The sequence below is a fragment of the Deltaproteobacteria bacterium GWA2_45_12 genome (assembly GCA_001797365.1).
Lineage (GTDB): Bacteria > UBA10199 > UBA10199 > UBA10199 > UBA10199 > UBA10199.
Map to the genome: position 1 here is coordinate 1 of MGPH01000013.1, position 11,590 is coordinate 11,590.

Sequence of the window (11,590 nt, forward strand, 5' to 3'; positions counted from 1 at the left end):
TGGCCCACAAAGGAACCGTTCAATTCGAAATTGCAGGTGTTTTGGGTCTTTGAAATAAAGCGAAAAGCATTCCCACTATAATTGCCGCAACCGTTACCGGCGTTCACTCTGGCAATCACATTGGGCAAACTGGCATTGCCATCAATAAACTGCATTCCCAAAGAACAAGTGTCATCAGCAGCCTGGCAATTAAACTGGTAGTCACGAACCGCATCCTGGGAATCACCACTTACCAACTGGCTCACACAATCATACAATGTTTGATTAATATGTTGCACAATCTGGAAATGATAATTTTCGTCCTTATCAATGGCGCCGTTTACACTGGCATCGGTAATGTTTGCTTTTTTAAACTCAACACGACAATCCTGTTGCGACACTTCAAAGCCCGGGTTCAGGGTAAAAGGGCATTCATTGTCATAAACGACGGCCGTTTCCTCCCGCACATCTTCCGCATCACCGCACCCCAGGCTTGTATCCACACCCGCCAGCGGATCAACATCAATGCCGGCATTGGGATCAACCGGATCGGCCTGGCTTTCACTGCCACCTTCCCCTCCACAAGCCACGGTGATGATAAAAAACACCCCCACTATAAATCGTAATATCTTCATTACACGTTCCTTTCATTTTTGTTTTCACACCATGTGTGAAAACGGTTTTTCTCTCGTTCTCTCGTTCCCACGCTCCGCGTGGGAACGCAATTCCAACGCTCCTGCGTTCTCCCTAGAACCATTCCTTTCCTTTCACCCTTTCGTTCCCACGCAGAGCGTGGGAACGAGATAACGGGCGTATTGCCATACGCCCCTACAAATAATCAAGGACAAACTACTTGAAAAATAACATTATTTTTGACGCGTCGCTCCCAACGTAGGGGCGCTTGCTTGGCTAGCGCCCCATACGCAGAGAAGGGCGCAGCAAGCAGCGCCCCTACGGGATGAAAACGTGAAAACCAAAACACCTTGTTCTCATTTTTAAGAAGGAGTATAAAACGCCCTCAAACAAAGGGGGAAACCATGAAACAGATTCTTTTTGTTTTTTTTGTCTTTTTATTTTCTTTCAATCTTAAAGCCCAGGAACCGATAACCACACCTGCAAACATCAACGCCACACTTCCCGCTGCAACGACGGTCAGCCCTTCAGCCCCGGTCAGCATTTTATTCTTGCTGGATGCTTCAGGCAGCATGGAAGCCCTAGTAGGCGGCGTGTCCCAAATGGAAATCGCCAAAAAATCATTGAAGGAAACATTGGCCTCCATTCCACCAACGACCCCCGTAGCCCTTCGCGTGTATGCCCACCGCATTGACAAAAATAATAAGGAAGCCAGCTGCCAAGACACCGAACTGCTCGTCCCCTTTGAAACGGGCAACACCTCAAAAATAAGTGCCGCCATTGACACCATTCAACCCAAGGGATACACGCCCATTGCCTTTTCATTAAAAGCGGCGGCCGGCGATTTTAGGGGCAAGGAATCCCAAAATGTGATTGTGCTGGTCAGTGACGGTGAAGAAACCTGTGGCGGCGACCCCGTGGCTGAAGCCAAGAATTTGCTGGCCCAGGGGTTTAAGGTCACCATCCACACCATCGGTTTTAGGGTGGATGAAACCACGCGGCACCAATTGCAGGCCATCTCCGGCGCCACGGGGGGCTCTTATTTTGATGCCAGCGATGCCGGTTCCCTGACACAAAATCTCCAGACCATCACTCAAAAGGCCACCTTCATTGAAAAACCTCGTGAAATAGCCCGCGGTCAGGAAATACGCGGTGGCAGCCAGTATCAGGATGCAGCCCCCATCCAACCGGGCATTGAATACCGGTTGGACCATCATCAAAAACAAAATGAGTACGATTATTTTTCGTTGCCGGTCAAAAGGGGACAAAACGTCAAAGTCACAGTGACCACCCAGGAAAAAGGGGTTCACTTTGAGGGAGGCACCCAAGGGCGTGAAAACGAATCGCCCTATGCCGGCTTTCGCTTGGTGGATGGGGAATACAAGGAAATAACCTCCACCAATATCATTGGGGGCAAACACGCCAAGGAAGAAAGATCGTACGCCCCCACAAAAGACCAAACCATGTACATTCTCATCGGGAGCAGCTACGACAACATGCACAAAGACTCCCCGTTTAAAATCGAGGTAAGCGACCACTTTGATGGCGGAAGCCAAACTGATGCCGGGGAAGACCTCATGACGGCCCTTCCCATCCAAGCTCCGGGCGAATATCCCCAAAACTTCATCCTGTTTGATTATGAAAAAGACTGTTACAAATTTAACGCCAAGGCAGGTGAAGCCTATACCATTACTATTACTCCCCAAACAATGAACTACAGGCCTTCCCTTGAAATCTTCGACACAAATCGGGTTCAGCTTCTTCGCAAGTCGGCCAACAATGAAGGCGCTATTTTAAAAGTCTCCTCCATTTCTGTTCCTGAAGACGGGACCATCACTCTGGAAATAAGTGGAAACGCTTTTCAATATCCGTCGCCCTACTCTTTCTCCATCACCAAAGAGACCGTCAGCCCCGTAGCCGCCCAGCAGACAACACCAAAAAAAGAAATTCCCATCACCCAAAGCCCGAAACAAAAAACAGAGCCGGAAAAAAATGTGCCCAAAAAACAGACGACAGAAAGCGCTCCTGAAAAACCACTGTGGATTTTATACGGATTGTTGGCTGTTTCTTTTTTGGCCAATATCGGGCTTTTGTTTTTGGTGATTAAATTGTGGCTTAAGACAAGCGCAAAAAAAACGTAAGGGCAATTCATGAATTGCCCTTACTATAGATAAGGACAAGCATGAGTTGTCCCTCATACGGTCCGCGAACAGACTGTTAACTTCTTTTTGTCACCCTTTGAATTTTATTTCGAAACAAGTTCCTTTTTGTTGAGGAATAATTTTGAATTGCCCCCCCATCTGCTCTGTCAAGGCCATCACAAGTTTTAATCCCAGTGTTTTACTCAAAGAGGGGTCGTAATCAGAAGGGAAGCCGATTCCATCATCTAAAATGGTGAGCGTAAAATTCTTGGGGGAAATCTCATGCATTTGGATAATGACATTCCCCTTTTCTTTCTCATTGAAGGCATGTTTTAAAATATTGGTGACCAACTCATTGACAATAAGGGCGCATGGAACAGCCAGGGCGATGTCGATAAAAATTTTGTCTACTTTGTAAGCAACCCCTATTTTTGAACTATCAAGCTGATAACTTGAAAAAAGGGAGCCAATCAGTTCCTTTAAGTATTCTCCAAAATCGATATGCGCTAAATCCTTGGCCTGATAAAGCTGCTGATGTAACAAAGCCATCGACCGCACGCGGTCACGGCTGTTTTGAAGGGCCAGACTGGCTTTTGATTCTGTTAACGAATCCGATTGCAAATTAAGCAGGCTCGAAATGACCTGCAGATTATTTTTGACCCGGTGGTGGATTTCACGAAGCAGGGATTCTTTCTCCTTAAGGGAGATTTTAAGATTTTCTTCGGCTTTCCTTCTTTCTTCCATCTGCAGGTTTAAAACTTCCACGGCATTGGCCAAATCAACAGTGCGTTCCTTGACCCTTGCTTCAAGCAAGTCATAACTCCGCTTGATTTCTTTCTCGGCATTTTTTCTTTTTTGAACCTGATACTTCAGATGGAAAATAACATTGATCGAAGTGGCAAAAATCGCCAGTGGCAAAGACAAAAAGGCAATCGCCAAAAGCCGTCGCCAAAAAACAACTCTTTCAAAACGGGCTGCATCAAAATCAACCCCCAAAATCGCCTCGACTTTTCCTTGTTCATCATACATGGGTTCAAAAGCGCTGACCCATATCCCCCAGCGATCGGACATGGGTTGACTTTCAAAAAAGGGAACCCCGTTAAAAGCCTGCCCAATACCATACTCCATGCGATACTCCTCACCCATGATGGTTCGGGATTCACGCAACCCCTCATACTTCCCATCCCTGTTGTAATCGGTTTCCGAATCAACCCACAAGACAACCTTCTCTTCATGAAGTTTCATGGTGTAGACGTCATCCACAATGCGATTGGCCTTAAGCCAGCGCAACTGGGTATTAATCAGTTTAAGATACAAGGGATCATCCGGGGGAGTATCGATGGTGATTTTGCTGTGGCCCGCCCGTTCAAGTTCACGGGCATAAGTCGGGGCAAAACCCTGGATCAATTCCTGGAAATTGGCCTTGGCAAAATTTTCAGCCCAGACAACGAGAAAAAAACCAAGAAACAAAAATAAAAACACGGAAATGAAAACTCCTATGGGGAAAAATTTCTCGGGTTCGCTCCGCTTCGCAAAAAGATTAAGGACAAGAAAAATCAAAAGGGAAATGGCACAGAAAGTCAGGTAATCAAGATTGTGCTTCAGAAAAGCAAGCATAGATTAAGAAGCTAATTTATCTATTTTGGCAGCCAGAATAAAATCGCTCTCGCAAAGACCATTAATGGTATGCGTCCATAAGGTAATGCCTACCTTGCCCCATGAAAGGGCGATATCGGGATGATGCCCTTCAGCTTCAGCCAGATTTCCGATCTTGTTTGTAAATTGGAGGGCCGTTTTAAAATCGGAAAACTTGAATTCCTTTTCCAGGTGATGGTCGTCAACCACTTTCCAGGCTCCGCCCAGTTGCCTTTGTAAGGAGCGGATTTCCCCTCCTGTAAGGGGCGGAACCCCTCCCTGACAGGGAACACACGCTTTTGATGCCAATGCACTCATAGAAACCTCCTTTTGGGCCTACACTGTAAGGGTTCTTTCCGGGTTAAAGCAACATAAAATTTGGTTAAAAAAACGAATGATTTACCAAGACAATCTTTGCAAAATATTCATGATTCTGGTAAAAACAAAGCCCTATGAAAAAAACCATTCTTTTCTTGTTTTTGTTTACCTGTTTTCCCTTTTTTACCCATGCCCAAGAAGTCTCGGAAGAATCTTTAAGTCAGTACAAAATTGATCTGCCCGATGGAGACAGGGCCACCCTTTATTTTAATAAGGATCATACCCTTATTTTCATGCCCGACTTCAGCAACCACAGCCTTGTTCATATCTGTACCGCCAAATGGAAAATCAACAGCCAAACCTCCCATCTTGTCATCAGCAATGCCAATGACTGCTCTGTTATTAACGGAGATTTTGCCACCAAAAGGAATGGAACCGACATCCTTCTTCAAGAAGTCAATCGCACTCTTACGTTAAAGGCCATTCAAAATGAGTGATTCGTTTCGTGAACGAAAGGCACTTATACAAAATCGCATTCAAGCGGCCTGCAAAAAATCGGGGCGTCATCCTAGTGAAATAAACATTATTGCAGTTTCAAAAACAAAACCCGCGGAGGCTATTTATCAAGCTCATCTTGAAGGACAGATTTCTTTTGGGGAAAATTACACTCAAGAACTTTTGGACAAACAAGAAATTCTGAAAGATTTAAAACTCGAATGGCATTTCATCGGACATTTACAGCGGCGCAAAGCCAGGGAAATCGTCGGCAAAGTGGATACGATCCATTCCCTGGATTCTTATCAACTAGCCTACGAAATTGAAAAATTAGCTAAAAAAGCGGGGAAAATCCAAAAATGTCTTTTGCAGGTAAATCTGTCGAGTGAAGACACAAAATCAGGCATCCATCATGAAGAACTTTCCAAGTTGCTTACCGAAATAAGCAACCTGGCTTATGTCAAAATTACAGGTTTGATGACACTGCCGGCTCTGTTTGAAAATCCGGAAGAAGTACGTCCTTTTTTCCAGTTTTTAAGAGAGCTGAGAAATCTGATGAATGCTTCCCAAGTTTATAAAGAACCTCTTACGGAACTTTCCATGGGCATGTCCCACGATTTTGAGATGGCCATTGAAGAAGGAGCCACCATGGTCAGAATAGGAACCGCGTTATTTGGAGAAAGATGACCCACAAACCTTAAACAAGAAAGCATTTCACTTTTAGTGGAATGATTATTTTATGAAAGAAAAAATAAAAAAATATCATGAAAGCTTTATAAAAATAACGAGCTTGTTTCAACACCCGCTCTTATTCATTGTTCGCCTTTATTGGGGATGGCAGTTTTTAATCACTGGTTGGGGAAAATTACATAACATCGAAAAAGTGACCGAATTTTTTATTGAACTAAAAATTCCCCTTCCAGAGTTAAACGCTTATTTCGTCGGCGGCTTGGAATTTGTCGGCGGCGCCCTTCTTCTTGTGGGGTTAGCGGCTCGAATCATCGCCCTCCCTTTGACTGTAAACATGATTGTGGCCTACCTCACAGCCGACCGCGAGGCCGTCCTCCAAATTTTTTCAAATCAGGAACCCTTCTTTGCTGCCGCCCCCTTTTTATTTTTATACGCAAGCCTTCTGGTGCTGGCCTTTGGACCAGGCTGTTTTTCGCTGGATGCTTTACTCAAATTACAATGCAAAAAATGTGAAAAGGGTTTGCCCCAATAGGCCGCTTACAGAAATATGAACAAGAATAATCCCACTCTTTTGTATCAATTTGCCCTCTCGCATTATTGCGAAAAGGCCCGGTGGGCTTTGGACATCAAGGGCGTTCCCTATCAACTGATCAACTTGATCCCCGGGCCCCATTTATTCACAACCAAAAAACTGGCCAAACAGAGTTCTGTTCCCATTTTAAGTCACCAAGGGAAAATCATCCAAGACTCCACCAACATCATCGACTATCTTGATGAAAAATTCCCATCCAAACCCTTGAACCCTTCAACTCCCAGCGAAAAAAAAGAGGCCCTGGAATTGGAAGAATTTTTTGATGAGGCTATTGGCGTTCATCTAAGACGTTTTTTTTACTTTTTTGTCCTGGAAAACAGGAAACTGGTGACACGCCTGCTGACACAGGATGGCCCTGCTTATGGCGTTTATCTTTACGCCATCATTTTCCCCTTGGTGAAAACCCTCATGAAAAAATCCATGCGGATCAATGCCGAATCGGCGAAAAGATCAGAAATAAAATTAACAAAGGCTTTGGAAAAATTAAACGGACTGGTTTCAAAAAATGATTTTTTGGTGGGAAATAAATTAAGTCGTGCCGATATTACCGCTGCATCCCTTTTGGCCCCGCTGTGTACTCCCAAGGAACATGCCTTCCCCTGGCCGGTGGATGAACTCATGCCAAAGTCATTAATTGATTTTAAAAAGGCCCACAAGCAGGCCCCATTTTTTGAATGGGTGCTACAAACATACAAAAATCACCGTTAGCCCCAGGCCACGGCATTAATTTCTGCGCTCCATGATCAGCCCTTTGTTATCGTTGTCATAATAAATTCCCCAACCTGACTCGGACATATAGCCATTCACCAACCTGTTTCTCCCGTCTTTGGTGAAATGCAATGTCAACGGTTTGGAAGGTTCTCCATGAAATCCGATCCACAAACCAAGACAATCCCTAAAATGCACCACCACCTCGTTTTCTTCCTCATCATCCTCAACACAGGTGATGGCATGCTCGGGCTGCTGGTTCTCGCACACCAGAACCGCCACATTCCCACCAAGGGTGGTGGCATCAACACGGTTTACAATAAACTGGGTTGAGAAATCAGAACATACAGGTAGAATTTCGCCAACAATGGGACCGTCCTCATTTATCGAACACCAATGGCCAATCATTAAATCGCTCAATTCATCCTTGCATTCCTGGACAAACACATCCACCTGGCGGCTCACATGGATGCGGGCATACGAGCCATAATTGGAAGTTACCATGGCTGAAACACCAAACTTTCCAGGATCCGCAAATTCCCTGCTTGCCGTATATCGTCCCTCATTCCCGTCTTGAACCGTTTGAAAAAGATTTCTGGCTGGCTGGCGCACCTGGCCATAGAAAAAATCCACATGATCGAGGGTTAAGGTATTGTCCCGATCGTTTTTGGCCACACGAGCTTCAAAATTAATGGTCTTAGGGGGCGAGTCTACCCTAACTTCCCTTTTATCCCCTTCGGCCACAAAGTCGAGAGACAGTTCATCCCACTCGACCACATGTCCTTCGGTCACCAGTCGATCAATGATCTGTCTATTGGCTGAATGAATGCTTAAATCCATCGGGTTGTGCTGGAGTCCAATAAAGGCCAACCCTTTAAAAGTAAGCCCTCCCAAACGACGAAGGTCCGTAATGCGATTATCATTCAAGGCCAAAGCGGCGTATCCTCCCACCGTGCGTGGCAAACTGTTGATGTTGGCCAAAGAGTTGTGATCCAAAGTCAAGAATGTCAACACATCCAGACCCACCAAGGGCCCCACATCCACAATATTGTTGTTGGAAAGGCTTAAAGTGCGCAAACGTCTAAGATGCCCGAGCGGAGTGATGTCTGAAATGAAATTATTGGTGAGCACCAAATTCTGCATGTGAATGGCACATTCAAGCCCTTTCAAATTTCCAATGGCCCTTCTGTCGGCATTCAAGTTGATCAGGTTTCTCATTTGAGCCACGGTCGGATTCGCTATAAGGGGAAGCCCCAAAGCGCCAAGTACAGCCCTTTTAAGATTGTCATCCGGGAAAACCACCGCACCATTGTCGTTTTCACATCCCGGAATGATGTCCACAGAAACAAAAACAGGATTACTTCTTGCCACGGGCAATCCTTGGGCATTCTCGGCCACCATGGTGTAAATGCCCTCAACCTGGTCTTGGTTATCAATGGTTACATTGAAACTAAGCGTGGGGTTGGGTGATCGGCTAACCACTTCGTAACGATTTGCATTCGCATCAAACCCTGCCAATTTCTGAAAGCTATATTGGGTAATTTCTGGAGGATTATTCCCCACAATCCCCACACCGCCATCCAAAACCACCCTGTCGCATTCGGTGGTGATGAAAAGATCATCATCAATCACCACGGGGTCGGCACAACGATTGATCCCCCTTAAACTGGCTGTGACATGGGCCGCCCCCACACCACCGCCTGAGAAATGATCCATGACGCCCTTGCAAGTAATCATCACGGGGTCTGGGTCGCACGGGACACTTTCCCAATGTTGATTGGCTTCGTCATAAATAAGAAAAGCCAGTTGCTTTCCAAAATCAGGATTGGCCCCTTCCAAGGCCTCTTTTAAAGCGGCTGTTTGTTTGCTTTTGGGAGAATAGGGCATGGTCACTGTGATGGGTTTTTTAAACTTTGTGCCACTGGGACCAAAATAAAAAAACTTCCCTCCCAATTCTGAGCTTTCGGGATTTTGAGGTTGCTTTGTCTTATCATAAACCCCCACTTGAATGGGGGTCTCCGCATCCACAGCTCCTGCCGGGATTTCTAAAACCAAACCTTCAATATCAGAACCCACAGGGCCCGTCATCGTCCCTCCCTGAGGTCCTATGGCTTGAGTGGCACTGACACTAAATCCGATGCCCGCAGGTACCGATGGCCCACCCGCCCCCAAACCTCCTCCACTGCTACAAGCAACTAAAAATAAAAGAGTGAATATAAAATAATGTTTCATAAAAATTTATCCCCGTTAGAGCTTCTAACTAGCAACCATTTCAAAGACTCTAAATAAAGAGTCACCTGATTGATTTGTGTAACCTTAAGGGAACAGAGCAATAAACGGACCAAAGTTATCGGTTATAACTAATTGTATTTATTTATCTTTTTCTCTTGTTTTTCCAATTTATTCATCGTGATCACTTTCAAAATGAGAATTTTACCAAAAAATTGGCGCTTGGACTTGGGGAGATTTTTGAGTATATCGCTTGGATGAAAACCGGCTTCCTTGGAACAGGCAACATGGCCGAGGCCCTTATCGCGGGCCTTATCAAAAGTAAAACACTCAAGCCCAAAGAGATTTTTGGGTTCGATCTTGATACGACCAAACTAAAAAAAATTCAAAAAAAATACCGAATTCAAACTTGTAACACAGCTACAGAACTTGCCTTAAAAAGCGGGACCCTTGTCCTTTCTGTCAAACCACAAAACATGGCCGAGGCTTTAAGAACCATTCAAGCTACGATCAATTCCAAACATCTCCTTGTTTCAATTGCCGCCGGCTTGAGCACTGATACAATTTCTTTGATGGCAGGAAAACAAATCCGTCTTGTCCGTGTCATGCCCAACACGCCTGCCTTAGTGGGAACGGGAGCAGCGGGGTTTTATGCCAATAAAAACTGTAACCCCAAGGACAAAAAACGGGTTCAGAAAATTTTTGAGTCGGTCGGAATTGCGGTTGAAATGAAAAATGAAGACGATCTCGATAGTGTCACCGGCCTTTCAGGCAGCGGTCCGGCCTATGTTTATGCCTTTGCCGAGGCTCTCATAACAGGCGCTGCAGAATGCGGGCTTGATGAACCCACAGCCAAAAAACTAGCCCTTCAAACCCTGATGGGAGCCGCCAAGCTGATGCTACAAAGTAAAGATACCCCTTCAGAGCTTATGGCCAAAGTAGCCTCCAAAGGGGGCACCACCGAAGCGGGGTTGAAAATTTTGGAAACCCAAAATTTTCGGCAAACGGTTATTGACTGTGTCAAGGCTGCAACACAAAGGGCGAAGGAATTGAAACAAATCATGTAGGGGCGCTCGCTTGCTGCGCCCTATTTCGGCCAATCATGGGCGCAGCAAGCAGCGCCCCTACAAAATATGTTCATCCTCGGAAATCTTCTTATTGCCTTGGGGCGCGTCGTCAGCATCGTTGCCAATCTCTACACTTTCATACTGGCATGCTCGGTTGTGTTGTCGTGGATCAAACCCGATCCTTCCAATACGCTGGTCCAAATCATTTACAACCTCACCTGGCCCGTCTTAAACAAGGTTCGCCGCTTTGTTCCCTCGTTTTTGTGGAAATCGGGCATCGATTTCACCCCTGTTTTGGTCATGATACTCCTTATTTTTCTGGAAACACTTGTTTCAGGCACCTTAATCGATACGGGGTTACGGCTTAAAAACCGTTAAACGAGATGTTGAATTCATTCTCTCAAGCATTTATAACCATACTCTACTTCATTTATGGTTGACCGAATCGAAAAAACAGAGCGCTTTGAATATTGGCAAGTCCGGGATACCGCTGAAACCCACAAAGACCGCGAACAAAAGGAAGACAACGGCAAGGACGCCTTTCAGTCATTCCAGGAAAAAACAGACTGGCAACTTTTGTTTGACAAAACCCAGCTGTGGAACAAAAACGTCCAACTCACCAAGGATGAAATCGAGAAAATCATTTTCAAAAAAATGAACCTGAAGACAGACCCCTCCCTGCTGCGTGTCAACATCATTCTCAAAGGGGGCGGTTTGATGAACCCTGCCTTTTTGGCCATTTCACGCCAGGTGGCGCTGACCCTCAAAACCTTAAAAACCGACGACATCATTCCTTTAGAAACCCTCACCAAGGACAATGTTTTGCGCATTACCGTGCCACGCGATCCCCAAAGTTTTCTTAAAGAGGAAGAACAATTAAGAACCGAAGAAAAAAAATCAGCCCCTCCGGCTTCCCGGAATAATGAGGGATCAACAACAGGAATTCATCCTGCAAAACAAACAGGAAATATTCTGCAAACCCTGAATATTCTCAATACCAAAACACACCGCATCAAAAAAGATATTCTGACCATCTATGCCATTGCACTTGTTGTTTTTGTGTTATTTGTGTGGGGGCTTATTCTCATCTTTTAACCTGAAAA

Annotated in this window: 11 protein-coding genes and 1 pseudogene; 8 read left to right on the plus strand and 4 right to left on the minus strand. The window is 45.3% G+C overall.

From position 1 onward, the window contains the following. Positions 1-614 (minus strand): annotated as a pseudogene (locus tag A2048_01575) (hypothetical protein). 402 nt (positions 615-1,016) lie between these two features. Between A2048_01575 and A2048_01580 the strand changes: the two are divergent. Continuing rightward, positions 1,017-2,753: a hypothetical protein gene (locus A2048_01580; protein ID OGP10201.1), complete on the plus strand. Its 1,737-nt coding sequence runs from the start codon at positions 1,017-1,019 to the stop codon at positions 2,751-2,753. 90 nt (positions 2,754-2,843) lie between these two features. Here A2048_01580 and A2048_01585 read toward each other — a convergent pair whose 3' ends face one another. Continuing rightward, positions 2,844-4,370 carry a hypothetical protein gene (locus A2048_01585; GenBank protein OGP10202.1) on the minus strand — a complete coding sequence of 509 codons (1,527 nt, stop codon included), beginning with the start codon at positions 4,368-4,370 and terminating at the stop codon, positions 2,844-2,846. Between the two features lie 3 nt (positions 4,371-4,373). Further along, positions 4,374-4,706 carry a 4a-hydroxytetrahydrobiopterin dehydratase gene (locus tag A2048_01590; GenBank protein OGP10203.1) on the minus strand — a complete coding sequence of 111 codons (333 nt, stop codon included), beginning with the start codon at positions 4,704-4,706 and terminating at the stop codon, positions 4,374-4,376. 134 nt (positions 4,707-4,840) lie between these two features. Here A2048_01590 and A2048_01595 point away from each other — a divergent pair, with 134 nt between their 5' ends. Genes A2048_01595 through A2048_01610 form a run of 4 tightly spaced genes read left to right on the plus strand, consistent with a single transcriptional unit; the run spans position 4,841 to position 7,191 of the window. Continuing rightward, entirely contained in the window at positions 4,841-5,203 is a 363-nt protein-coding gene (locus tag A2048_01595) for a hypothetical protein (protein ID OGP10204.1), read from the plus strand. Beyond that, entirely contained in the window at positions 5,196-5,888 is a 693-nt protein-coding gene (locus A2048_01600; protein OGP10205.1) for a YggS family pyridoxal phosphate enzyme, read from the plus strand. The genes A2048_01595 and A2048_01600 overlap by 8 nt, the downstream gene beginning before the upstream one ends. A gap of 52 nt (positions 5,889-5,940) precedes the next feature. Then, positions 5,941-6,423 carry a DoxX family protein gene (locus A2048_01605; GenBank protein OGP10206.1) on the plus strand — a complete coding sequence of 161 codons (483 nt, stop codon included), beginning with the start codon at positions 5,941-5,943 and terminating at the stop codon, positions 6,421-6,423. Positions 6,424-6,438: 15 nt separating this feature from the next. Continuing rightward, complete coding sequence (locus tag A2048_01610) at positions 6,439-7,191, plus strand: hypothetical protein (GenBank protein ID OGP10207.1); 753 nt, start codon at positions 6,439-6,441, stop codon at positions 7,189-7,191. A 15-nt stretch (positions 7,192-7,206) separates the two neighbouring features. Here the strand turns inward: A2048_01610 and A2048_01615 are convergent, their stop codons facing one another. Beyond that, the gene (locus tag A2048_01615; protein OGP10208.1) at positions 7,207-9,423 is read right to left on the minus strand and encodes a hypothetical protein; all 2,217 of its coding nucleotides are present in this window, start codon (positions 9,421-9,423) and stop codon (positions 7,207-7,209) included. 254 nt (positions 9,424-9,677) lie between these two features. Here A2048_01615 and A2048_01620 point away from each other — a divergent pair, with 254 nt between their 5' ends. The 3 genes from A2048_01620 to A2048_01630 all read left to right on the plus strand — a co-directional run bounded on the left by A2048_01620 (position 9,678) and on the right by A2048_01630 (position 11,582). Further along, entirely contained in the window at positions 9,678-10,487 is an 810-nt protein-coding gene (locus A2048_01620) for a pyrroline-5-carboxylate reductase (protein OGP10253.1), read from the plus strand. A 66-nt stretch (positions 10,488-10,553) separates the two neighbouring features. After that, the gene (locus tag A2048_01625; GenBank protein OGP10209.1) at positions 10,554-10,865 is read left to right on the plus strand and encodes a hypothetical protein; all 312 of its coding nucleotides are present in this window, start codon (positions 10,554-10,556) and stop codon (positions 10,863-10,865) included. 54 nt (positions 10,866-10,919) lie between these two features. Continuing rightward, positions 10,920-11,582 (plus strand): hypothetical protein, encoded by a 663-nt coding sequence (locus tag A2048_01630; protein ID OGP10210.1) that lies wholly within the window; start codon positions 10,920-10,922, stop codon positions 11,580-11,582. The last annotated feature ends 8 nt before the right edge of the window (positions 11,583-11,590 follow it).